This window comes from Bacillus sp. FSL W8-0770, assembly GCF_038008705.1.
Classification (GTDB): Bacteria; Bacillota; Bacilli; order Bacillales; family Bacillaceae_G; genus Bacillus_A; species Bacillus_A cereus.
The window spans coordinates 447,790-471,351 of record NZ_JBBOZR010000001.1; the positions used below are offsets into that span (position 1 = coordinate 447,790).

Consider the following 23,562-nt stretch of genomic DNA (forward strand, 5'->3'; position numbering starts at 1 on the left):
TTGTTTTATTTTATAGTCGTAAAAACTCAGGCTCCGTCGTACCCGCACCATCAATGTAATAAATTGTGTCGGGATTGATTTTGATCAATACGTAATTAGGGTCTTCAGGACCGAGTAACCAACGTTTTAAGCTATTATTCCAAAACTTGTTTTTTAATGTTGAGTCTTCCTCGATTGAAGCTAACCCTTCAACTTCAATATAATCTTCATCTAATTTTTTTCCTTCTCGTCCGAGTAGTACATGGACATTAGGATTTTGTTCAATATCTGTTATCTTTTTTGATTGTCGATCTGTTGCAACATATAGTACAAAATCTTCATGGAAAAACATCATAAAGGCGCTATGCGGTTTCTCATTTCGTACTGTAGATAATACACCAGTACGTTGACCTTGAATAATAGTTGCGATTTTTTCTTTTAAGTGCATAATTTTAACCCCTTTTCACAATTTATAATTCTGTCTGTTTAAACAAGATAATTTAAATATCTTTCATACTGTTTTCTTCAATCCGATTTTTTAAACGTAATTGTGATGAAATCGGACAAGTTAGGAGAAGAATAATAATAATATTGAGGAGAAATACATACGATGGAAGGATGAAAAGCATGTTTAATAAAATATTTCTTATAGTAGCGCTTATAGGTGTACCACTATCTGTACTTGGAAAAACACTTCATTGGCCAGAAACAATTATGTTCGCTGTGTATTGTATTACGATTATCGCATTAGCTGGTTTTATGGGGAGAGCAACAGAGAGTCTAGCAATTGTTTCTGGTCCTAGAATAGGCGGATTATTAAATGCTACTTTCGGTAATGCTGTTGAACTTATCATTTCAATTTTTGCACTTCAAGCAGGGTTAATTGAAGTGGTGTTAGCTTCTTTAACCGGTTCTGTACTTGGAAATTTATTATTGGTAGGAGGGTTATCTTTCTTTGTTGGAGGTCTTAAATACAAAAGACAAAGTTTTAATGTATATGATGCAAGGCATAATTCAGCTTTATTAATATTTGCTGTTGTTGTGGCCTTTGTTATTCCAGAGATCTTTTCAATGAAGATGGACGCTGGCAAGACGTATCAATTAAGTATAGGTGTTTCTATTATTATGATTATCATGTACCTTGCTGCATTACTATTTAAGTTAGTTACGCACCGTGGTGTATATCAACATAAAAGTGACGAAGTAGCGCATGAAGAAGAGCCAGAGTGGTCAAAAGGGAAGGCGCTCCTTATTTTAGCGATAGCAACACTGGCAGTAGCTTATGTGTCAGAGGCACTCGTACATACTTTTGAAACTGTTGCAAAGTCATTTGGCTGGTCAGAGTTATTTATAGGGGTTATTATCGTTGCAATTGTTGGGAATGCAGCGGAACATGCGTCTGCAATTATTATGGCTTATAAAAATAAAGTAAATATTGCAGTCGAAATTGCAATAGGCTCTACATTACAAATCGCCATGTTTGTTGCTCCTGTATTAGTATTGCTATCTATGTTCTTCGCGCAAAGGATGCCTTTAGTATTTACCATACCAGAACTTGTGTCTATGATTACAGCTGTTTTCTTAACGATTGCGATTTCAAATGATGGAGATACAAACTGGTTTGAAGGTGGCACTTTACTAGCGGCGTATGTCATTATGGGAATTGGTTTTTATTTATTATGAAAAATAGGCATAACAATTGCGCTCAGAGAAAACAATAAACGAAGTAGTATATATACCTACATAGGAAGGAGCCAGACAGGTGAAACGAGTATACAGCATATGTCTTTCAACTATGGTCTCGTTTATTTTATTATTTCCTAACATGAGTTTTGCAAAGACAACAGTAGGAACAAAAATGCCTTCATCTGTTTTAAATATTTCTAAAGACAATACATTTCCAAATGATGCGCAAGATTTACCGCGTTTACAGCCGAGTAAGTTTGCTCAAGAATTATTAAAAACAGCAAATATTAAAATTGAAAATCCGGACTTAATTCGAATGTTTAATGAAACGACAATTTCGAATGCGCCGCTTGCGGTAGGGTACCGAGCAAAGATTTATTTAGGGCAATGGGCTTTACATTATGAATCGATTGATACATCGGTTAATTGGGAATATAAACAAGTAAATCGCAATGTTTACGATAATCGTGGAGGAGATCGCCTATATCCACTTCGCTATAAGCAAGAAACACAAAAGACGGTTGAAGGCGATTTAACAGCAGATATGAAAGATGCTGCAGATGTGAAAAAAATGATGCTTCTCAAAGCACTTGAAAAAGTACAATTCCCCCTTTCGTTTAAAACGACCATTGGTTATGGTACTGGACATGAGCGTGTGTATAATATTAGTCCGAGTCAACTCGGATATTTATACGCTTATACACCAGCAGTAAATGAAAAAGGAAAAGTAACATTTGGAGAAGTGTATCTTGTATTAAAGGGAAATCAAAAAAGACTTGTTGTGAAAAATATTACTTCTCAAGGAATTGGAGCTGCTATTCCAATTCATGATCATTTGTATTTTAAATTCATTTCTTCTTCCCACTCGCAATAACATGAAAAAACGTCAGCTTATAAGCTGACGTTTTTTTATAATGTAATGTTTGCTGTTTTTGATAAGAAATCTTCTGTCGGATAGTAGCTGTTTTTTACAAGAACATTTGGTCCAAGACATTTTACTGCAGGACAGTGACAGCTTAATGATTTTGCTGTTTTTGAAGCGCTCCATTTTTCATACGCTTCTTGTAATGTGTTTGTTTGTATGTTTCCTAGAAGTGGAACATCACCAAAATCAGTAACGATAATATTGCCATCAAAAATATTTACATTTAAGCGTGAACGACCATCTGGATCGTTACGAACAGTTACATTTTTGCTCTCTTGTAACTTTTTAAATGTGGCAATGTCTCGCTCGTCATCGCTACAAGCATAGAAAGGTAAAGTTCCAAATAACATCCATACATTTTCATCGCGAATTTCTAGTAAATGCTCAATCGCATCACGAATTTCAGCTTTTGTTAAAATCTCTAGATTACTCGCGAAGTCACTTGGATACATTGGATGAACTTCATGACGTTTACAGCCCATCTCTTCGACGATTTGGCGGTGAATATGTTCAATATGTGGTAGAGTTCTTTTGTTTAACATTGTTTCGGCAGATACAAGTACACCTGCATCTGATAGAGCCTTACTATTTGTAATCATTCTTTCGAATAATTTTGCACGTTGTTCGTAAGTAGGCTTACGCTCCATCATTGCAAATCCGCCTTCAACGAAGTCATCGATTGTTCCCCAGTTATGAGAGATATGCAATACGTCTAAATAAGGAATAATTTGTTCGTAACGTGCTAAATCTATAGTTAAGTTAGAGTTGATTTGAGTGCGAACGCCTCGTTCATGGGCGTATTTTAAGAGTGGTGTTACATAGTTGTCGACGGATTTTTTTGACAGCATAGGTTCTCCGCCAGTAATACTTAAAGAACGTAAATGAGGAATCTCATCTAATCGTTTTAATAAAAGATCCATCGGAAGCGGATTTGGGTCTTTCGGCTGTAACGTGTAACCAACAGCGCAATGCTCACAGCGCATATTGCATAACGTCGTCGTTGTAAATTCAACATTTGTTAATAGTAGTTTGCCGTACTCTTCAAGGTCCATATACGCTTCCCATGGATCGTAAGAAGGAGTAATCGGCTTCATTTTTTGTGATATCGTCATATGAAATACTCCTTTGACTATTGAAATAACAATTTGTCCATTCTCTATAATAGAAGAATATGTGCTTTTTATAAAGTGAAACTTTTTAGCATGAAAAGAGAGAGGGCTTACATTATAGTGGATGACTGTGACAAAATTGATGAAATTTCATGCCCATAGCAATCGTTTTTGCGGTATAATAAAAGCAACTCGAATTAAAAGGAGAGTGCCTTCATGGGAAAAGCAATTCAAGATAAAGATACACAATTAGTATATTTAAAAGAACGTTTAAATATGTTCATTGAAGTAATTGATACAATTGAACCCGAAGAAGTAGAATTAGAAGATGTAGATCGTCTTCTTGCAATGTTAGATGAATTAGAATTAAAATGTGAGCAATTTAAAAAAGACGAATAATATATTAAAAAGGCTACCAATTCCAATTTGGTAGCCTTTTTCTGTTCGGGTAATAGAAGGACGATAGAAAAAGAGGTATAATCAAGTTGTGAAAAATTTCATTTATGCTCTAATAGCGTGAAATAAATAGTTAAAGAGCATAACAATTGAATTTTCAGCTCATAACGTTTTGGTAGCGTTCACAATTGAGGGGGAAGTAACAATGGAAAAGCTTCAAGAAAGCATGTATCAACTAATTGTTGAAACGTCAACGAACTTACCGAAAGATGTTCGTCGTGCGATTCAACAAGCGAAAGAGCGAGAAAATGCAGGGACTCGTTCTGCGATGGCACTTGGCACAATTACAAATAATATTAAAATGGCTGATGATAACATCTCGCCGATTTGCCAAGATACAGGGATGCCAACGTTTAAAATTTATACACCAGTTGGTGTGAATCAATTAAAGTTGAAGGAAGCTATCTATAATGCGCTTGAGCGGGCGACAAAAGATGGTAAACTTCGTCCCAATTCTGTTGATTCTCTTTTTGGAGATAATAGTGGAAATAATTTAGGACCAGGTACACCGGTGATTAAGTTTGAACAATGGGAAAAAGATTATATTGATGCACGTTTAATCCTAAAAGGTGGTGGCTGTGAGAATAAAAATATTCAATATAGCTTACCGTGTGAACTAGAAGGACTTGGACGAGCTGGCCGTGATTTAGAAGGGATTCGTAAATGCCTTCTTCATGCAGTATATCAAGCACAAGGGCAAGGATGTAGCGCTGGTGTAATTGGTGTTGGTATCGGGGGAGACCGCACATCAGGTTATGAATTAGCAAAAAATCAATTATTCCGTACATTAGATGATGTCAATCCAGTACCAGAGTTACAACATCTTGAAGAGTACGTATTAGAAAATGCGAACAAGCTTGGCATTGGTACGATGGGATTTGGCGGAGAAACAACTTTACTTGGTTGTAAAATTGGCGTCTATAATCGTTTGCCAGCTAGTTTCTATGTATCTGTTGCGTATAATTGCTGGGCATATCGTCGCCTTGGTGTGAAAATCCATCCTGAAACAGGAGACATTATGGATTGGCTATATCAAGAAGGGGAAGATACACTTCAGCATGAAGTACAAGAAAAAACAGAGCAACGTGAGATTGTATTAGAAGCACCAATTACAGAAGAGCAAATTCGTGAACTTCGCGTTGGTGATGTTGTAACAATTAATGGCATGATGTATACAGGTCGTGACGCAATCCATAAGCATTTAATGGATAATGATTGTCCAGTAGATTTAAATGGACAAATTATTTACCACTGTGGTCCAGTTGTTGTGAAAGATGACAATGACAATTGGCAAATTAAAGCGGCAGGTCCAACGACAAGTATTCGTGAAGAACCGTACCAAGGCGATATTATGAAGAAATTCGGTATTCGCGCTGTCATTGGAAAAGGCGGTATGGGTGCGAAAACATTAGCGGCTTTAGAAGAACATGGCGGTGTATATTTAAACGCAATCGGTGGTGCAGCGCAATATTATGCTGAATGTATTAAAGAAGTGAAAGATGTTGATTTCTTACAATTTGGTATTCCAGAAGCAATGTGGCATTTACGTATCGACGGTTTTAAAGCAGTTGTAACGATGGACTCTCATGGTAATAGCTTACATGCAGATGTTGATAAAACATCACTTGAAAAATTAGCTAGCTTTAAAGAGCCAGTATTTAAGTAAATAAAAAATGCATCTCGAATGATTCGAGATGCATTTTTTTGGTATATATAGAAAAACATGTTCAGCATGAAAGAATGCGTTGCAACAGAAACTACAAGTACGATTATATATGGAAAGGAGACTATTTATGAAATATAAATGGTTATATATCGGTCTCATTTTTTCAATTATGATGGCACTTGTTCCAGTTTCAGCACTGGCTTATACAAATACTCCACATAACTGGGGAATCCCGCGTCCTAAAAATGAAACAGTACCAGATGCAGGAAAGTTATATACAGATTTACTACAAAAAAATGGCGGGTTTTATTTAGGAGATACGAAGAAAAAAGATATTTATTTAACATTTGATAATGGATACGAGAATGGATACACAGGGAAAATATTAGATGTATTAAAAGAGAAAAAAGTACCAGCAACTTTCTTTGTAACGGGGCATTACATTAAAACACAAAAAGATTTATTGTTAAGAATGAAGGATGAAGGACACATTATTGGAAACCATTCTTGGAGTCATCCTGATTTTACAGCGGTAAATGATGAGAAACTTCGTGAAGAATTAACGAGTGTAACGGAAGAAATTAAAAAAGTAACTGGGCAAAAAGAAGTGAAATATGTACGTCCTCCGCGCGGTGTATTTAGTGAAAGAACGTTAGCTCTTACGAAAGAAATGGGCTATTATAATGTATTTTGGTCACTTGCATTTTTGGATTGGAAAGTGGATCAGCAAAGAGGATGGCAATATGCGCATAATAATGTTATGACGATGATTCATCCAGGATCTATTTTATTACTTCATGCAATATCAAAAGATAATGCAGAAGCACTTGCAAAAATCATTGATGATTTGCGCGAGAAAGGGTATCATTTTAAAAGTCTAGATGACTTAGTAAAAGGCAATCAACCGTAAGCATGTATGCTTACGGTTTTCTCATGCTATAATGATGTGTAAAAAGGATGGGGAAACGTATGTGGAGCGAGCATGTTACGTTAGAGTATCCGTATCATTTTGAAGAAGTATTAAAACGTTTATCTTTTGATCCTCTTAACGTCATTCAATTAGATGAGAAAGTTATTTATATCCCGCTTTGTATCGACGAGGAACAGGTTGTTGTTCGCTTACAAGGGATTGGTACTGTTCAAAATCCACAGTTTTGGATTTCTAGTCAGACAGGAGATCCAGAGAAAGTCATGAAACGAATGAGAGCCATTTTTCATTGGAATGAACCGTTTCAAGATATACAAAATCATTTTTTAAACACATCATTACGTCCACTATTTGAAACATATGCTTATACTCCAATTATTTTAGAATTTGATTATTTTGCTTGTCTGCTTCGCTGTATCATTCACCAACAAATAAATTTGAAATTTGCTACTGTGTTAACAGAACAATTTGTGAAACGGTATGGAACAGAGAAGAACGGTGTATTCTTTTTCCCCACTCCGGAAATAGTAGCAAATATTTCAATAGAAGAATTGAGAGAGCAGAAGTTTAGTCAGCGAAAGGCTGAATATATAGTAGGATTAGGTCGAAGTATTGTCAGTGGTACATTAAATTTAGCGAGTATAGAAAATGGGACGGAAGAAGACATTTCAGCACAATTGTTGCCAATTAGGGGAATTGGTGCATGGACAGTGCAAAACTTTTTAATGTTTGGGCTTGGACGGAAAAATATGTTCCCGAAAGCGGACATTGGGATTCAGCGTGCAGTGCAAGGTATATTTCAATTAGATGATAAACCTGATGATGCATTTTTAGAAAAATTGAAACAAGAGTGTGAACCATACTGCAGTTATGCAGCGTTATATTTATGGAAAAGTATAGAGTAGAGGTGTAATAATGATACAAAAGCAACATGAGAGTAAGTTGGAAGTTGGTCAAACGTTTCCTGTGACAATTAAACGTCTTGGGATTAACGGAGAAGGCGTTGGTTATTTTAAGAGACAAGTTGTTTTCATTCCAGGGGCATTACCAGGAGAAGAAGTTGTTGCAGAAACAACGAAAATTCAGCGTGGCTTCGCTGAAGCGAAAGTGAAAAAAGTTCGTAAAGCTTCACCGCATCGTGTGAAAGCACCGTGTCCAGTATATGAGGAGTGTGGCGGTTGTCAGCTGCAACATTTAGATTATAAAGAACAATTGAATCAAAAGCGTGATATCGTTGTACAAGCATTTGAGAAGTACATGAAAAATAGTATGGAAGAGAAAATTCGTCCAACGCTTGGCATGGAAAATCCATGGCATTATCGTAATAAGAGTCAATTACAAGTGGGGCGTAAAGACGAAAAGGTTATTACAGGGCTATATAAACAAAACTCACATCAGTTAATTGATATCGCTCACTGTATGATTCAACATAAAGCAACGAATGAAGCGACAAAAGTTGTAAGACGTATTTTAGAAAAATTAAATGTTTCTATTTACAATGAGAAAAAACAAAAAGGTTTAGTACGCACAATTGTAACACGTACTGCAGTTCAAACAGGTGAAGTACAAGTTACACTTATTACAACAAAAGAAGAATTACCAAATAAAGAACAATTTATTGCAGAAGTACAAAAACAGATGCCAGCGGTTAAATCAATTATGCAAAATGTAAACTGGCGTAAAACATCTGTTATTTTTGGCGACAAAACATTTAAATTAGCTGGAAAAGAAGTAATTCAAGAAACACTTGGTGATTTATCATTTGAATTATCAGCACGTGCGTTCTTCCAGTTGAATCCAGAGCAAACCGTTGTTTTATATAATGAAGCAAAAAAAGCCGCTGCGTTAACAGGCGATGAGAAAATTGTAGATGCGTATTGTGGCGTTGGTACAATCGGTCTTTGGCTTGCAAATGATGCAGCGGAAGTACGTGGTATGGATGTAATTCCAGAAGCGATTGCAGATGCAAGAAAAAATGCAAAGCGTCACGGATTTACAAATACGAAATATGAAGCAGGTAAAGCTGAACAATGGTTACCGAAATGGGTAAAAGAAGGATGGCGTCCAGATGTAATTGTTGTCGATCCACCACGTACAGGTTGCGATGATAAATTACTGGAAACAATTTTAAAGGTGAAGCCGAAACAAGTTGTGTATGTGTCTTGTAATCCTTCTTCATTAGCACGTGATGTACAAGCATTAATGAAGAGCTATGAAGTGGAGTATGTGCAACCAGTTGATATGTTCCCGCATACTGCGCATGTTGAGAATGTAGTTAGATTAAATTTGAAATAAGAAGGATTAAAAATGTTGATGTGGTTAACTACATCAACATTTTTTGTTATATTAGTAGCTAAATCACGTTACGTAATCAATATCCATACTTTCTGTATGGATTATATGAAATTATTTGCTGCACTCAAAAAAAATTTGTAAAAATATACAGTGTTCAGATTGTATAGACCACTCTGTATTAATAAATTACAATATGGATGTAACATAGCAAATTTGCTATAGAAAATAAGCTAAAAGGGAGAAGATTTATGAAAAAATGGTTGGCATTATTTGTTTTGGGGATGGTTTCTTTATTTGCAACTTCTGCACATGCGGAATCATATGAAACAACAAAAACATTAAAAGTATATGAAAGTCGTAGTTTTAATTCGGCTGTGAAAAAAGAACTGCAGCCAGGAGAAAGGGTTTATGTTACAAATCAACATCCTAGTGGATGGTGGAAGATAAGTGGTGGATTTATCGCACCAGAGGGCGCTAAAGTAGAAATTAATCGAACTTTTGAAGCTTTTGATTGGATTAATATGGACAGTGCGAAGTACGTATTTAGTCCTCAAACTGTTATTGCACGTGATGGTACACTAAGAGGTGAAATTTTGATTGATACATATTTGGGGCAGAAGTGGACAAGTGTAAATGGAATGCCACAAATAATGAAGCAGAATTTTGCAGCATACAGTAGCCCTGAAGCTAAAAATCCAGATGCTTGGTTCGCTCCACAAACGGTTAATATTTTGCAGACAAAAGAAAACGGTTGGTCTTTAATTAATACGTATTTAGGGCCAAAGTGGATTGTTCGTTATCCACACGTGGAACATATTAATCGTGATTTTTATGCATACAATGAACCTAAGTACATGCATCATGGTGTGAAATTCTCAGCCCAATCTGTAAGAGTACTTCAACAAGGAGAAAATGGTTGGAAGAAAATTAAGGCTGAGGTTGGAGAAAAATGGATTGCGCCACAAGGGTCTTATTACCATGTCCTAAATGTGTTTACAGCATTTGATCAACCTTTCGGTAGAGCAATCGGCACTTTTGCACCACAAACGGTATTTGTGGTTGAAGAATCTACAACATCATTTGGTTGGTTAAAAATTAGAACATACTTAGGAGATTCCTGGATTCGAACGAATCGTAATTAGTAAATAGATTACTTTATTCCTTTTAGAATGAAGTAACAATATGTTATAGTTCCCTCATATGGAAAAGCTGTATGAGGGATTATATTTTTAGGTCAATAAGACAAGGAGAATACGATGCATAATTATAAATTAACGATTCAGTACGACGGCGCACGTTTTAAAGGATGGCAACGTCTTGGTAATAACGATAATACGATTCAAGGAAAAATCGAAAGTGTCATATCTGAAATGGTCGGAAAAGAAATTGAAATTATTGGTTGTAGTAGAACAGACGCTGGTGTACATGCTTTGAATCAAGTTGCTAACTTTCAAAGTGATGAGAAGTTAGTGGAACATAAAGTGAAAAAATATTTAAATCAATATTTACCTAATGATATTAGCATTACGAATGTGGAAGAAGTACATGATCGTTTCCATGCTCGTTACAATTCTAAAGCAAAAACATATCTGTATAAAATTTGGAATGAAGAGCATACAAATCCATTTATGCGTAAATACAGCATGCATGTGAATAAAAAATTAAATGTGAAAAGCATGAAAGCAGCTGCGAAACATTTAGTTGGTTCACATGACTTTACTGCTTTTTCAAATGCGAAATCAAAGAAAAAATCTATGGTTCGAGAAGTATATACACTTGATGTGATGGAAGAGGCAGGGTTTGTACAAATTAGAGTAAGTGGTAACGGCTTCCTTCATAATATGGTAAGAAAAATTGTCGGGGCATTAATTGAAGTTGGATTAGGACAATTAGACGCTGAAGCAATTCCAAACATTTTAGAGGAAAAGCAGCGCAATCAAATTAATTGTCTTGCTGAGGCAAGTGGGTTGTATTTAGAGAATGTTGAGTTTTAATGGCAAATAAAAAAATCGGGCTAAGTAGCTCGATTTTTTTAGTATTACGAAGATTTCTCGTTTTTTATACGTAGCTTCAAATTCCAAAAAGCAGCAAGCATAATAGCTGCAAAGGAGCCACTAATTGTTCCTAATAGCTTTGCATAAGGAAAGCTACTCATATCACCATTAATGAATAACATTATACATAGAACAGCAGGGAGAAGGTATAAGTAGTGTAATAACTTTAATTTTTTATCATTACTCATATATATAGCCCCTTTCTAGCATGTTATATGTTTATTATAACATATTTTACCAAGTTATTTTTGCACTTGGAGACATGTTTATTTCATATGTGTAAATGCAGTTTTTTAATTCGATATTGTAAGTTTTGCCTACTTAATCCTAAAAATTTTGCAGCTTGTGAAATGTTGCCATGATTCTCTTTAAGAATTTGATTAATGTAGTTCTTTTCCATTTTTTCTATTGTGTGTTTTAAAGTTTTAGGTGCATGAGTATTGTGATTAGTTAGTGCATGTTGCATATTGAATTCTGTTTTTATTCGTTCACGAAAGCGAGTAGGCATATGAAACGCTGTAATGATGGTTTCATCTTCTATCAAGTTCATGGAACCTTCAATTATATGTTCCAACTCCCGTACGTTTCCAGGCCAATCATATGCATAGAAAAATTCTCTTACATTTACATCTACATCGGTTACATTGAGCCCAAATTGAGTATTATATTTTTCAATAAAGTGCTGAACAAGATCTGGAATATCTTCTTTTCTTTCACGTAAAGGCGGAAGACATAAAGTAACGACGCTTAATCGGTAATATAAGTCTTCTCTTAATCGATTATGTGCGATGGCTTCGAAAGGATCTTCATTGATAGTTGCTATAATACGAACATCAATTTCTTTTTCGTGTGTGCCTCCGATTCTTCGTATTGTTTTTTCTTGTATAGCTCGTAGTAACTTCGCTTGAAGTGCTGGACTTAATGAGTTGATTTCATCTAATAACAAAGTTCCTCCGTTCGCTTCTTCGAATAAGCCTGATTTATCTATTGCTCCTGTAAAGGCACCTCGATTTGTGCCAAATAGTAGGCTTTCCATTAAGGTATCAGGTATAGCGGCACAGTTTTGTGAAATAAAGGGTTTGGTTGAACGCTGACTTTCATTATGGATGCTTTGTGCAAATAGTTCTTTACCAGTGCCTGTTTCCCCTACGAGAAGTATGGAGGAAGATGTACGAATTACTCTTTTTCCTTCTGTAATGATTGATTGAATGGCTTCAGAATCACCAATTATGTGATCAAAGGTAAATTTAGTGCTTTGTTTTCGAGAAGGACTTATTTTTATCGTTTGTTTTAAGTTACTAATTTCTTTTGATATTTCAATAGCGCCTTTAATTTTTCCATTTTCTATTATAGGGAAAGTATCGTTAATCGTTGTAATTTCTTGTCCTTTATTGTTAAAATACGTTTGTTTTATATTTTTCTTTGTTTTTCCAAATTTTAATGCCTCTATAAGAGTACTATTTTTATTTTCTTCAAATGCAAATACCTCTAAAGGACTTTTATATAATACATCTGAGCGTTCCATTGATTCAATTTCCATCATTTTGCGGTTATAGACAATCGTTTTACTTTCCTCATTAATAATATGAATCCCGATATCGAGTTCATTGATTAAAGTTTCATATAGCATATTCATTTCAATAAGTTGTTTGAAATTAATTTCTTCTGTATGCATGTAACATCTTCTCCTCATTTCACCCTATGAAGACTGACTTTTTATAATTTTATTAAAATTCTTATAAAATCGCAAAAAAATTTTGCTATTTTTCGTTTAAAACTTTTTAAATGATCGAAAAATTTTGCGGTTGTGCACATTTTTTTGTATGAAACTCTCATTTAATATATGAATTAGAGACTTGGTACGTATTTTGCATAAATAATATTCGAAATCTCTAGAGGGGAGAATATGAATTTTTACAGGATATACAACGTTTTGGTGTCAATTAATAAGAGGGAGGAATTTATAAAGTGAAGACAGTTATAGAAGGTGTGTATAGTCCTTGTTATGGAAAAGTAGAGAAGTTATTTGTTACGGAAAGTTCTTACGTATACGAGTGGGAGAAATTAGCGTTAATTGAAACAATAGATAAACAGAAAGTAGAAATTAAGATAGGGATCAGTGGTTATATTGAATCATTAGAAGTAGTAGAAGGACAAGCTATTGCTGATCAAAAATTATTAATAACAGTAAGGGATGACCTTTTAGTAACAGGCAGTGATTAATGTAAGTGACGTGTATTTTTGCTCTTTTCAATCATTATTTTTACAATGAATACTTTTAAAAACGCTTACATTAAATGGGTTGGCAAAGTGAAAAGGGGGGATTTATATGATGGATCAAAACCAAGGATTAAAAAGAGAATTGAAAAGTAGGCACATATTTATGATTGCACTCGGTGGAGTTATTGGTACAGGACTTTTTTTAGGGTCAGGTTATACGATTCATGAGGCTGGACCTGGAGGAGCAATTGTAGCGTATCTTGTCGGTGGATTTGTAATGTATTTAACGATGCTCTGTCTTGGAGAATTAGCTGTTGCGATGCCTGACGCAGGGTCTTATCAAACGTATGCGACAAAGCATATTTCCCCTGCAGCAGGTTATGTAGTGGGATGGATGTCATGGTTAAACTGGTCTGCTACGATAGGTATTGAATTAATTGCAGTTAGTATTTTGATGAAACGTTGGTTTCCTGATGTACCGTCATGGATTTGGTGTGTAGTGTTCGCGGTACTGCTCTTTGCTATTAATGCGTTATCTTCAAGAAGTTTTGCGGAAGTGGAATTTTGGTTTGCAAGTATTAAAGTAATTACAATTATTGCATTTATTATTTTAGGCGGGGCGGCAATGTTTGGTTTTCTAGATATGAAAGGAAATGAACCAGCACCGATATTCTCTAGCTTTACTGATTACGGGGGACTGTTTCCGAATGGATTATCAGCCATTTTAATTACGATGATTGCAGTTAATTTTTCTTTCCAAGGAACAGAACTAGTTGGTATTGCAGCAGGTGAGAGTGAAAATCCAGAGAAAACGATCCCGAAGGCAATTAACAATACAGTTTGGCGTATACTTGTTTTCTTTGTACTATCTATTTTTATTCTTGCTGGACTATTCCCTTGGCAGCAAGCAGGAGTAATAGAAAGTCCATTTGTAGTTGTATTTGATAAAATTGGTATTCCTTATGCAGCCGATATTATAAATTTCGTTATTATTACAGCAGTTCTATCCGTTGCGAATTCAGGATTATATGCAACTTCTCGTATGCTATGGTCTATGTCTAATCAAGGAATGATTAGTCCGATTTTTGGTAAGTTATCTAAAAACGGTGTTCCTATTTATGCATTGATTGTAAGCACAATTGTAGGTTGTCTCTCATTATTATCAGGTATTTATGCGGAAGATACAGTTTATTTATGGCTGCTTTCTATCGCTGGATTTGGAGCGATACTAGTTTGGGCATCTATTGCTCTATCTAACTTATTAGCTAGAAGGTCATACATAAAGCAGGGCGGGGATGTGAAAGACCTGAAATTTAAAACACCGCTGTATCCATTCGTACCACTGCTTGCGTTAGTATTAAATGTAACAGTAATCGTTGGCATGGCCTTTATTCCAGAACAAAGAATGGCATTGTATTGTGGTATTCCATTTATGATTGTTTGTTTACTGTTTTATCGTGCTACAAGAAATAAGGGAAGTAATGTAGAGCATATTGAAAAGACAAATACAACGGAAGTAGAGAGTTTATAATAGTGATCAATTAGGAGACTGTAAAATTGTAAACAGTCTCTTTTTTTGTGAAAATAAAGCTGGAAACATACTATGTATGCAAAGGGGAATTAGCGATGAATCGAGAAATTTCGCAGTTGTTAAAACAAATAGATTCAAGGAAAGAGGAATTGTTAGAACTTACAAAAACATTAATTCGTTTTGAAACACCAGCACCGCCAGCGAGAAATACAAATGAAGCGCAAGAATTTGTTGCAGAGTTTTTAAGAAAACGAAATTTTAGTATTAATAAATGGGATGTATATCCGAATGATCCGAACGTTGTTGGGGTAAAAAAAGGAATAAAAAGTGACTCATATAAAAGTCTTATTATTAATGGGCATATGGATGTAGCTGAAGTGTCAGCAGATGAGGCGTGGGAAACAGATCCATTTGATCCATTTATAAAAGATGGCTGGTTAGTTGGACGTGGCGCAGCAGATATGAAAGGTGGGCTGGCTGGAGCGCTATTTGCCATTCAACTTTTACAAGAAGCTGGTATTGAATTACCTGGAGATTTAATCTTTCAATCAGTAATAGGGGAAGAAGTTGGAGAGGCAGGAACACTTCAATGCTGCAGGCGAGGTTACGATGCTGATTTTGCAGTCGTAGTGGATACGAGTGATTTGCATATGCAAGGGCAAGGTGGTGTCATTACTGGATGGATTACAGTGAAAAGTCCGCAAACGTTTCATGATGCAACGCGCAGACAAATGATCCATGCTGGAGGACGTTTATTTGGAGCGAGTGCGATTGAAAAAATGATGAAAATTGTGCAGAGCTTACAAGAATTAGAGCGTCACTGGGCAGTCATGAAAACATATGAAGGCTATCCATCTGGAACAACAACAATTAATCCAGCTGTTATTGAGGGGGGAAGGCATGCGGCGTTTATTGCGGATGAGTGCCAGTTATGGATAACAGTGCACTTCTATCCGAACGAAACACATGAACAAATAATAAAAGAAATTGAAGAATATATTGGAAAGGTAGCAGCTGCCGATCCATGGTTAAGTGAAAATCCGCCACAATTTAAGTGGGGCGGAGAATCAATGATTGTAGATCGTGGTGAAATTTTCCCTTCATTAGAAGTAGATAGGGAACATGCAGCTGTAAAAAAACTTAGCTCAGTACACGAGTCTATTTTATCAAAAAATGCAATTTTAGATATGTCTGCAACGGTAACTGATGGCGGTTGGTTTAGTGAGTTTCATATTCCAGCGATTATATATGGACCAGGTACATTAGAAGAAGCACATTCTGTAAATGAGAAAGTTGAAATTGAACAGTTAATTGAATTTACAAAAGTAATAACAGCATTTATATATGAATGGTGCCACACGAAAAAATAGATTTGTATAGTAAAATCGTACGAGTATGTATACTTGTACGATTTTTTAGTGAACTATTTCAGAGGTGAAAATAAACAACTGAAATAGTTCTTTATTTTGCTATGTCTTTCGTTTTATTTCAAGTAATTTCTCTTTTGCTAATTCAACGGCGATCGCATCATCTAAATAGCCAATTGGAAAGAGATAGTCGGGAATAATATCTGTCGATAAAATGAAATACAGTAATGCGCTTCCAAGAACTGCACGTTCTTCTTTTGAAATGGTTTCATTGCAAAATTGTTGATACATATCTGTTAATTGTTCAATAAAAGGACCAGCACTATCAATTTGCTCTAATTTGCTTGCGAAACTGTCATGAATACGTTTTTCGCCTTCTGTTGTCTGGGCATAGCGTTCGTAATTTTCGAGTTCTTGTTTTACGCGAGTTGTAGTGTAATCGAAATCGAATAAGTTAGAGGATTGCAGCGTTTGCTGAATGGTATCAAGAGATGTGTACATATCTGTTTTTTCTTTATTAATGTGAGGAGAATCAGGGTACATTTCATCAAATAACAATTGGGGTGGAACTTGAAGACATTCTGCAAATTTTTGTAGATGTTTTTGTTTTGGCGGTTGTTTACCATTAATAATTCTTGAGACTGTTGCAGGATCAATATTTGTAAGTATTCCTAGTTGGCGCATAGATAAGGCGCGTTCTTTTAAAAGTTTTTTTATTAATTTGCCAAGCCGATCATTCGGGTTTTCATTAGCCATAGTGTAGGCACTCCTTTTTTAGTGTTGAAAAAATATTGAGCATTTATTACAAGTATATGAAACAGACAGGCACAGTTGCTCAACATTTTCATAATATGCATTGAAAAGTGAGAAAAAGGGGTGACTATTTATGAGTACGGTAGGCTTATTTTCAATTTTTTTAATCGGGATCGCTTCTAATTTAGATAATGCAGGTGTTGGAATTGCATATGGCATTCGTAAAATTCGTATTTCGTGGTTTAACAATTTTATCATCGCATTCTTTGGATTTTTATTTACTTTACTAGCTGGATTTTTTGGAAACTGGATTGCGTTATTTATTTCAGAGTTTACAGCAAATCTGATTGGAGCAATCGTTTTAGGGGTAATCGGTGTGTTTATTTTGTGCCAGCCTTTCTTGGGTCAAAAAAATACTGCAGGTTCTAAAGATGATAATGTACTTATGGGCATTTTACGTGATCCGGAAAAAGCAGATTTTGATGGTTCTAAAACAATTAGTTTCTCAGAAGCAATTGTTTTAGGAGTTGCGTTGTCTATTAATAATATTGCAGGTGGATTTGATGCAGGGGTAACAAATTTAAATCTTTGGCTTACAGCGACTATTTCTGGGGTGTTTAGTTTTATTTGTATTAGTGGTTTTGCGTATGTAGGAAAACGATTTTTAGCAGAATACTTAGGGAAATGGGCGACAGTTATCGCAGGACTATTATTAATTCTTATTGGGATCGATCAGTTGTTGTAAGGAGAGTAGAAAACAAGGTTCGAGTATTTCCTTGGAAATACAGCAAGAGATTGCATATATCGACGTACTTTTCTCCATACTAATACGGATTTCTTTTAAGAAAGGGGGATTTGTATGGGACGCGGGAAAGCATTTGATCATAAGAAAAAAGGGCATGATCATCAACCACCTAAAGGTGCGTTCATTCATAAAGATGTAAATGAACATACTTTGGAAGAGGAAGAGCTACCAGTAAATATTGAGGCGTATAAAAATAGTTTAAAAAAACATTAAAAGCACCTACATAGGTGCTTTTTTACCGTATATCTTCAATTAATTGTTCGGATTCTTCATGCATACTGTACTCACTTAATACTTGAATGCAAAGCCACTTTAATTCCTCAATCGTATGCTCAAGTTCTTCAGGAAGCACATGATAAATGTCTTCAAGTCCCATCCCGAAATGAATAAGTTCAAGTACTTGATCATCGATGTTCCGATCCATTAATAATTCAAGTACTTCTAAATTGAATATGTATCGGTGAGCTTCGTCGAGTGAAACAACTTTTAACTTCAAGCTTTCTACAATACTCAATATAAAAAGAAGGATTGTTTTTTCAAGAACAGGTTGTTTTCCCATTTGAAATATTAGTTTCATCTTTCACACCTCCACATATAGCGCTAGGTTGTACTATATTATTCAGGAGGGGGGAACAAATATGCATGATATAGAGAAACTTTCAGCACTGTTTTTGTAAGAGGATTGATAACTGACAAAAGTGAGGTTTTGGCGAAATAAAAAATCCTGCTAGTATAGCAGGATAACTCGCGATTAAAAAATGCTCCAACCTTCTTGAGCAGAAAGAAGTTCAAGAATTTTAAAACCGGCAATACTATTTCCGTTTGCATCTAAAGCTGGTCCGAAAATACCGATTCCCATGTCTCCTTTTACGCAGCCAAAAATACCACCGGCTACACCACTTTTTGCAGGAATACCAACACGAATTGCAAATTCACCAGATTCGTTATACATACCACATGTGACCATAAATGTTTTGCAAATTTTTGTAATATGCTTAGGGATAATTTGTTTTTTCTTATATGGATCATATCCATCCATTGCAAAAATTAAGCCGATACGTGCTAAATCGATGCAGTTTACTTCAACTGCGCATTGACGAGTATATAAATCCATAAGTTCTTCAATATCACAATCGATAATTCCGTTTTGTTTCATATAATAACAAAGTGAACGGTTTAGGTAAGCTGTCTCTAGTTCTGAATCGGCAACTTTAGAGGAATAATTAATAGTAGGATTATCTGTTATTTCACGTACAAAATGAAGAATACGTTCCATTTTTTCCTCGTTATCTTTTCCTGCTAGCATGCTTGTAATAGCTAAGGCCCCTGCATTTATCATTGGATTAAGGGGTTTGGATGGACTTGTCGTTTCTAACTTAATAATAGAATTAAATGGGTCACCCGTTGGTTCCATTCCAACTTTAGAAAATACATATTCTTCACCACGGTCTAAAAGGGCAAGGGCAAGTGTAATTACTTTGGAAATACTTTGAAGAGTAAATAGTGTTTGTGAGTTGCCTGCATGGATATATTCTGTTTCTTTATGGAAAATGGCAATCCCTAAATCGTCTGGATTTGCATTTCCTAGTTCGGGGATATAAGTAGCAAGTTTTCCTTTTTTCGTATATGGTTTTACTTGTTCTAACAACTGTTGTAAGTTGTTTGTTTCAATGCACTGCATAGTACCAACGCTCCTATTTTGAATTAACTAAGTTTACTTTTCCCGATATGCTCGGAAATAAATAATAACATGAAAAAGTGGAATGATAAAACGAAAGTTCAATGTGCTATAATAGGTCTTTCGTTTCGAGTATTCTGTATTTTAAAAAGGAGAATTTTCCTTTTATATAACAGTTTGGAAATAGGAGATTTATCCATAAAAAGTTCAGAAATAAAAACTACACATCTATACAACTATATGTTATTATGGTTATGTAATAGAAAGCGTTTTCTAAAGCGTACTTATAATGATAACGATTTCATAAATTTGATTAGGGGGAATTAAAATGTTGCAGTTTTTACAACGTATTGGTAAAGCTTTAATGCTTCCGATCGCAGTACTACCAGCAGCAGGATTATTGCTTCGTTTAGGGCAACCAGATGTATTTGATATTCCTGTTATGGCACAGGCCGGCGCAGCAGTTTTTGATAACTTAGCACTTATTTTTGCAATTGGTATTGCAATCGGTCTTTCAGTGGATGGTAGTGGTGCAGCAGGTCTTGCAGGTGCAATTGGTTATCTTGTTATGAAAAATAGTATTGATGCACTTAGCAAAGGGTATTCAACTGCTGAATTACAAGGTAAATTAAGTAAAGTCCAAGATTTAATAGGTAATAGCGCAAATGTAGATCCATCTAAGCTTGCGGATACAATGACACAAGTATCTAAGGCTGCTGAATTATCGACTAAAGTAGATATGAAAGTCTTAGGTGGTATTATTGTTGGTGTTATAGCAGGACTTCTTTATAATAAATTCCATAAGATTAAACTTCCAGAATGGTTAGGTTTCTTTGCTGGAAAACGTTTCGTTCCAATTGTTACATCAGTCGTGATGCTGATATTAGGAATTCTATTTGCACAAATTTGGCCAACAATTCAAAATGGTATTGATGCATTAGCTCATGGAATTGTTAATTTAGGTGCAATTGGTTCAGGATTATTTGGTTTATTAAACCGTTTATTAATCCCAATTGGTTTACACCACGTAATGAACACATACTTCTGGTTTGTATTTGGGGACTTTACAAATGCAGCAGGTAATGTTGTTAATGGTGATATTGCTCGTTTCCTTGCAGGTGACAAAACAGCAGGTATGTTTATGACTGGTTTCTTCCCAGTTATGATGTTCGGTTTACCAGCAGCATGTTTCGCAATGATTGCAGCTGCTAAACCAGAAAAGCGTAAAGCAGTTACTGGTATGTTAGCTGGTCTAGCATTAACTTCATTCTTAACTGGTATTACAGAGCCTATTGAATTCTCATTCATGTTCTTATCACCAGTATTATATGGTATTCATGCTGTATTAACAGGTCTTTCTTTATTCATTACAACATCGCTTGGCATTCATGATGGTTTCTCATTTAGTGCCGGTGCAATCGATTACGCTTTAAACTTCGGTATTGCAACAAAACCAGTCTTACTAGCAGGTATCGGTTTAATTTACGCAGCAATTTATTTCATAGTATTCTACTTCTTAATTAAGAAGTTCGATTTAAAAACTCCTGGTCGTGAAGATGACGATGAGTTAGTTGAAGATGGTGAGGCACCAGTTGCAGGTTCAATTGGTGAAACTTACGTAGCAGCTTTAGGCGGAAAAGAAAACTTAACAGTTATTGATAACTGTGCAACACGTCTACGCTTACAAGTAAAAGATGCTGGTCAAGTAAATGAAGCAGCATTAAAACGTGCTGGTGCAAAAGGTGTTATGAAATTAAGTAATACAAGTGTCCAAGTTATCGTAGGTACAAATGTTGAATCTGTTGCCGATGATATGAAAAAACACGTATAAATAATGAGATAAGAGGATGTCCAAAAAGATTGATAACATCAATTTTTTAGAGGATATCCTCTTTTTTTTGTTAATAATTTAACGGGAATCTTACTTTTGTAAATTTTCTTTTTCTTTTTTGTACATATAGGTTGGTAATATGTGCAGTGCGTGATAAAGTAGGGATGATATAGAGTGGATTATCCATAATCTACTAAAACGAATCTTTAGTAAAGGAATTAAATTATTGGTGAGTAAGGGGAAAAAAGCAATTATGGATCAGGAAAAAAATAATGCGAATGGGAAAGTACGTCGGCCGATTGTATACATAAAAAGAACAATCATTCTCGTCTTACTATTATCACTTGTATATTTCATGTATACAAAAATTGTTGCGCATAATAAGAAAGAAGAAACTTTAAAAGCGGCAGCAGAAATGAAGAAACAAGAAGAGCTAAAAAAGAAAGAAGAAAAAAAGAAACAAGAAGTACAGAAGCAAAAACAAAAAGAGCAGGAAGAACAAGTGAAGCAAGCGCAAGCTGTGGAGAAGCTTCCCGAGGGACCACCTCAAGAAATTAATGAAAACGCTCAATTGGACCAGTATTTACAAAACGCAGGATTTAGCGGGACAGCTGTTATTGTGAAGAACGGAAAAGTTCTTTTGAATAAAGGGTACGGTATGGCAAATAAAGAACAGAAAGTACCGAATAATTCAGAGACGACTTTTTATATTGGTTCTATTTCAAAGGCGTTTGTAGCAACTGCTATTATGCAGTTGAAAGATCAAAATAAATTACAAGTAGAAGATACTGTTGCAAAGTATATTCCAAATTTTCCTCAAGGTAATAGTATTCAGCTAAAACATCTATTAACACATACATCAGGGATTCCCGAATATGAGCAGGGAAAAGAAGATATTTCTCATGAAGAACTGATAAAGCGGATAGGAAATCAAAAGCGTATCGGTGGTCCAGGAGAGAAGTGGAAGTATTCTGATTCGAACTACTCTATACTTGCATACATTGCCGAGAAGGTAAGTGGACAGTCGCTCGAAGAATATATTAAACAACATATTTTTGCTATTGCTGGTATGAAACATTCTGGTTTTGGTACAGCGTTAGAACAAACAAGATTCCCATCAACGGGTTATAAAATAGTAAATAATAATATGACAACACCTAATATTCCGAGCATGTCACAACTATATGGTTGTGGTGATATATACACAAGTGCGCATGATTTATATTTATTTAACGAAGCACTATTCTCTGGTAAATTAATTTCAAAAGAGAGTTACGATCAAATGTTTACGGGTGGAAAAAAGGATTACGGGTTTGGATGGTACGTAGACCCAGGAAGCTATTCGAATCACGGTGTAATGCCAGGATGGAATTGCTTAAACGGATTTAGTAAAAATGGTAGTGTATATGTTGTTTTATTATCTAACATTCAAAATAACATTAAATCATTTGGTAAAGTGAATAACGATATTTATTCGATATTGCGGAATATTGAAGTGTAAGAAACTATCCTTTTGGATAGTTTTTTTTATGCCTTGAACCAAATATTTCTTTTAGAAAATGTATGTCTTACCTATCACAAAAATATCTATTTTGTATACATTAAGATGTATGGATGTGAAATTTTATAATCTAAAAATAATAGGAGGAGAAGTGTATGTGTCTGTTCAGAAAATATTGGCATAAATTATCGAGAGTGTTTAATAGGCAATTAGAATATTTTTTAGATAATAAGTTATTACCTGCTGTGGAAAGACTTTTATTTTCACAAAACTTCGCGAGATTTATCCAAAGAAACTCTAAGCAAGCTACTGAAGAAGTTATTGAATCAAGTAGATTTCAATCTATTATTTGTAAAATTTTAAAAGAATGTACTACATCACCTTTTAAAGAAATTGCAGAGCAGTATTTAGGTAAAAACGTAGAAATTACTGTGACAGTGGGACAGTTAACAGGCGTTATTGTAGCAGTTGGTGATGACTTCTTAACATTGCAAGAAGGAATAGGAACAGAAGTTTTATTACCATTTACAAGTATTATATCAATTAAAGAAGCGTAAGAAAGGAGCGTTATATATGTTATTTACTGATGAATTACGTAACCATGTTGGGGAACTAGTGCAAGTTGTGACAGCTGTAGAAATCATTGCAGGCGTTCTTTTATCTGTGACGGATGGGGCAGTAATTGTTCGTACTTCTCCTTCTTATGGACCACCAGAAGATGTAGTTGTGCGTATTCCTATTATTGCTTATGTTCGCTTGGAAGGGTAAGAGTGATACA

Annotated in this window: 25 protein-coding genes and 1 pseudogene; 19 read left to right on the forward strand and 7 right to left on the reverse strand. The window is 35.1% G+C overall.

Annotation, left to right across the window (positions count from 1 at the left end; all coding sequences use genetic code 11):
- Positions 1-10: 10 nt before the first annotated feature.
- Entirely contained in the window at positions 11-427 is a 417-nt protein-coding gene (locus tag NST27_RS02335) for a pyridoxamine 5'-phosphate oxidase family protein (RefSeq protein ID WP_000550220.1), read from the reverse strand.
- Positions 428-606: 179 nt separating this feature from the next.
- Here NST27_RS02335 and cax point away from each other — a divergent pair, with 179 nt between their 5' ends.
- A complete protein-coding gene (gene cax / locus NST27_RS02340; protein ID WP_000482133.1) occupies positions 607-1,662 on the forward strand; it encodes a calcium/proton exchanger in 1,056 nt (351 codons plus the stop codon).
- Positions 1,663-1,741: 79 nt separating this feature from the next.
- Positions 1,742-2,539 (forward strand): YfkD famly protein, encoded by a 798-nt coding sequence (locus NST27_RS02345; protein ID WP_001986305.1) that lies wholly within the window; start codon positions 1,742-1,744, stop codon positions 2,537-2,539.
- A 35-nt stretch (positions 2,540-2,574) separates the two neighbouring features.
- Here NST27_RS02345 and yfkAB read toward each other — a convergent pair whose 3' ends face one another.
- Positions 2,575-3,702 (reverse strand): radical SAM/CxCxxxxC motif protein YfkAB, encoded by a 1,128-nt coding sequence (gene yfkAB, locus NST27_RS02350; RefSeq protein ID WP_000156023.1) that lies wholly within the window; start codon positions 3,700-3,702, stop codon positions 2,575-2,577.
- Positions 3,703-3,915: 213 nt separating this feature from the next.
- Here yfkAB and NST27_RS02355 point away from each other — a divergent pair, with 213 nt between their 5' ends.
- The 7 genes from NST27_RS02355 (at position 3,916) to truA (ending at position 11,038) form a co-directional block, all read left to right on the forward strand.
- Positions 3,916-4,098 carry an SE1561 family protein gene (locus NST27_RS02355; protein ID WP_000513558.1) on the forward strand — a complete coding sequence of 61 codons (183 nt, stop codon included), beginning with the start codon at positions 3,916-3,918 and terminating at the stop codon, positions 4,096-4,098.
- A gap of 202 nt (positions 4,099-4,300) precedes the next feature.
- Entirely contained in the window at positions 4,301-5,821 is a 1,521-nt protein-coding gene (gene fumA / locus NST27_RS02360; RefSeq protein WP_000413520.1) for a class I fumarate hydratase, read from the forward strand.
- 127 nt (positions 5,822-5,948) lie between these two features.
- Positions 5,949-6,731: a delta-lactam-biosynthetic de-N-acetylase gene (gene pdaA, locus NST27_RS02365; RefSeq protein WP_000875956.1), complete on the forward strand. Its 783-nt coding sequence runs from the start codon at positions 5,949-5,951 to the stop codon at positions 6,729-6,731.
- A gap of 59 nt (positions 6,732-6,790) precedes the next feature.
- A complete protein-coding gene (locus NST27_RS02370; protein WP_000269421.1) occupies positions 6,791-7,654 on the forward strand; it encodes a DNA-3-methyladenine glycosylase family protein in 864 nt (287 codons plus the stop codon).
- Between the two features lie 10 nt (positions 7,655-7,664).
- A complete protein-coding gene (gene rlmD / locus NST27_RS02375) occupies positions 7,665-9,044 on the forward strand; it encodes a 23S rRNA (uracil(1939)-C(5))-methyltransferase RlmD (protein WP_000615201.1) in 1,380 nt (459 codons plus the stop codon).
- 248 nt (positions 9,045-9,292) lie between these two features.
- Positions 9,293-10,186, forward strand: coding sequence for a hypothetical protein (locus NST27_RS02380; RefSeq protein ID WP_047385557.1), 894 nt, complete (start codon positions 9,293-9,295; stop codon positions 10,184-10,186).
- Between the two features lie 114 nt (positions 10,187-10,300).
- Entirely contained in the window at positions 10,301-11,038 is a 738-nt protein-coding gene (truA, locus tag NST27_RS02385; RefSeq protein ID WP_000553118.1) for a tRNA pseudouridine(38-40) synthase TruA, read from the forward strand.
- Positions 11,039-11,082: 44 nt separating this feature from the next.
- On the opposite strand, the gene NST27_RS02390 is transcribed toward truA, so the two are convergent.
- Both NST27_RS02390 and NST27_RS02395 read right to left on the reverse strand, forming a co-directional pair.
- A complete protein-coding gene (locus NST27_RS02390; protein ID WP_000063854.1) occupies positions 11,083-11,286 on the reverse strand; it encodes a hypothetical protein in 204 nt (67 codons plus the stop codon).
- An 83-nt stretch (positions 11,287-11,369) separates the two neighbouring features.
- Positions 11,370-12,773 (reverse strand): sigma-54 interaction domain-containing protein, encoded by a 1,404-nt coding sequence (locus NST27_RS02395; RefSeq protein ID WP_000556698.1) that lies wholly within the window; start codon positions 12,771-12,773, stop codon positions 11,370-11,372.
- Between the two features lie 293 nt (positions 12,774-13,066).
- Here NST27_RS02395 and NST27_RS02400 point away from each other — a divergent pair, with 293 nt between their 5' ends.
- The 3 genes from NST27_RS02400 (at position 13,067) to NST27_RS02410 (ending at position 16,219) form a co-directional block, all read left to right on the forward strand.
- Complete coding sequence (locus tag NST27_RS02400) at positions 13,067-13,321, forward strand: biotin/lipoyl-containing protein (RefSeq protein WP_000859489.1); 255 nt, start codon at positions 13,067-13,069, stop codon at positions 13,319-13,321.
- A 106-nt stretch (positions 13,322-13,427) separates the two neighbouring features.
- Positions 13,428-14,849, forward strand: coding sequence for an amino acid permease (locus tag NST27_RS02405; RefSeq protein ID WP_000969243.1), 1,422 nt, complete (start codon positions 13,428-13,430; stop codon positions 14,847-14,849).
- A gap of 95 nt (positions 14,850-14,944) precedes the next feature.
- The gene (locus NST27_RS02410) at positions 14,945-16,219 is read left to right on the forward strand and encodes an acetylornithine deacetylase (protein WP_001078357.1); all 1,275 of its coding nucleotides are present in this window, start codon (positions 14,945-14,947) and stop codon (positions 16,217-16,219) included.
- Positions 16,220-16,318: 99 nt separating this feature from the next.
- On the opposite strand, the gene NST27_RS02415 is transcribed toward NST27_RS02410, so the two are convergent.
- Complete coding sequence (locus NST27_RS02415; protein ID WP_001262772.1) at positions 16,319-16,972, reverse strand: DUF1232 domain-containing protein; 654 nt, start codon at positions 16,970-16,972, stop codon at positions 16,319-16,321.
- Between the two features lie 130 nt (positions 16,973-17,102).
- Here NST27_RS02415 and ytaF point away from each other — a divergent pair, with 130 nt between their 5' ends.
- Both ytaF and NST27_RS02425 read left to right on the forward strand, forming a co-directional pair.
- A complete protein-coding gene (gene ytaF / locus NST27_RS02420; protein WP_044584104.1) occupies positions 17,103-17,714 on the forward strand; it encodes a sporulation membrane protein YtaF in 612 nt (203 codons plus the stop codon).
- A gap of 114 nt (positions 17,715-17,828) precedes the next feature.
- Positions 17,829-17,987 (forward strand): hypothetical protein, encoded by a 159-nt coding sequence (locus tag NST27_RS02425; RefSeq protein WP_000532409.1) that lies wholly within the window; start codon positions 17,829-17,831, stop codon positions 17,985-17,987.
- A gap of 22 nt (positions 17,988-18,009) precedes the next feature.
- Here NST27_RS02425 and NST27_RS02430 read toward each other — a convergent pair whose 3' ends face one another.
- On the reverse strand, positions 18,010-18,351 hold the full coding sequence (locus NST27_RS02430; RefSeq protein ID WP_000766604.1) for a DUF3969 family protein: 342 nt from the start codon (positions 18,349-18,351) through the stop codon (positions 18,010-18,012).
- Positions 18,352-18,525: 174 nt separating this feature from the next.
- Positions 18,526-19,455, reverse strand: coding sequence for a glutaminase A (glsA, locus tag NST27_RS02435; protein WP_001149850.1), 930 nt, complete (start codon positions 19,453-19,455; stop codon positions 18,526-18,528).
- A gap of 69 nt (positions 19,456-19,524) precedes the next feature.
- Here glsA and NST27_RS02440 point away from each other — a divergent pair.
- From NST27_RS02440 to NST27_RS02460, 5 genes and pseudogenes are all read left to right on the forward strand, one after another.
- Positions 19,525-19,639 (forward strand): annotated as a pseudogene (locus NST27_RS02440) (transcriptional regulator).
- A gap of 141 nt (positions 19,640-19,780) precedes the next feature.
- Positions 19,781-21,283 (forward strand): N-acetylglucosamine-specific PTS transporter subunit IIBC, encoded by a 1,503-nt coding sequence (gene nagE, locus NST27_RS02445; RefSeq protein ID WP_000938903.1) that lies wholly within the window; start codon positions 19,781-19,783, stop codon positions 21,281-21,283.
- A 253-nt stretch (positions 21,284-21,536) separates the two neighbouring features.
- Entirely contained in the window at positions 21,537-22,784 is a 1,248-nt protein-coding gene (locus NST27_RS02450) for a serine hydrolase domain-containing protein (RefSeq protein WP_000371841.1), read from the forward strand.
- A gap of 155 nt (positions 22,785-22,939) precedes the next feature.
- Positions 22,940-23,341, forward strand: coding sequence for a hypothetical protein (locus NST27_RS02455; RefSeq protein ID WP_000335544.1), 402 nt, complete (start codon positions 22,940-22,942; stop codon positions 23,339-23,341).
- A 16-nt stretch (positions 23,342-23,357) separates the two neighbouring features.
- A complete protein-coding gene (locus tag NST27_RS02460; protein WP_000899469.1) occupies positions 23,358-23,552 on the forward strand; it encodes a hypothetical protein in 195 nt (64 codons plus the stop codon).
- Positions 23,553-23,562: the final 10 nt, after the last annotated feature.